This window comes from Bacillus cereus (assembly GCF_015071065.1).
GTDB classification, from domain to species: domain Bacteria; phylum Bacillota; class Bacilli; order Bacillales; family Bacillaceae_G; genus Bacillus_A; species Bacillus_A cereus_BA.
On the sequence record NZ_VOVA01000086.1, the window covers coordinates 1 to 631 of the forward strand.

Consider the following 631-nt stretch of genomic DNA (forward strand, 5'->3'; position numbering starts at 1 on the left):
AAACTAACCGGCTACTGATTAAAACTTTTGAAAAACATCATCTGAATGACGTTTATGAAATTTATAATGATGACTCAACATGTCAATATCTTTTGCATGATAAATGGACCCATGAAGATAAAGGAAGGGAATTTGATAAGAAATTAAATAATAATCAATTAACAAAAGAAAATGCTTTGAGCTTAGCGGTCTTAATGGACGCTAAAGTAATTGGCGATCTATCTGTTTGGTACACAGATATAAAAGATACTGTTGAAATTGGTTATACATTTTCAAAATCTGTGTCCGGAAAAGGATATGCAACAGAGGCTGTTATTGCACTAATAAACTATTTATTTGAAGTTGTAAAAATTCACCGTATTCAAGCGAATCTGGATGCACGAAATATAGCATCAGGAAAATTATGTAGAAGGATTGGGATGAGGAAAGAAGCTCACTTTATACAAAACTTTTGGAATAAAGATGAGTGGACCGATAGTATTGTATTCGGAATGCTAAAAACTGACTTTAATAAGTTCAACTCCGAAAGAGGGAACTATTAATCGGACAAACATCCTGCATGTAATTAATTCATTATCTTAAGATTTAAATCTAACTTTAATCGAGGAAGAGAGCATTGGCGAAGCCTTAT

At 32.3% G+C, this 631-nt stretch carries 1 protein-coding gene; it reads left to right on the plus strand.

From position 1 onward, the window contains the following. Positions 1-542, plus strand: a 542-nt coding sequence (locus FT637_RS29580) for a GNAT family N-acetyltransferase (protein WP_193649259.1), incomplete at its 5' end; no start/stop codon positions are given. Positions 543-631 lie beyond the last annotated feature (89 nt).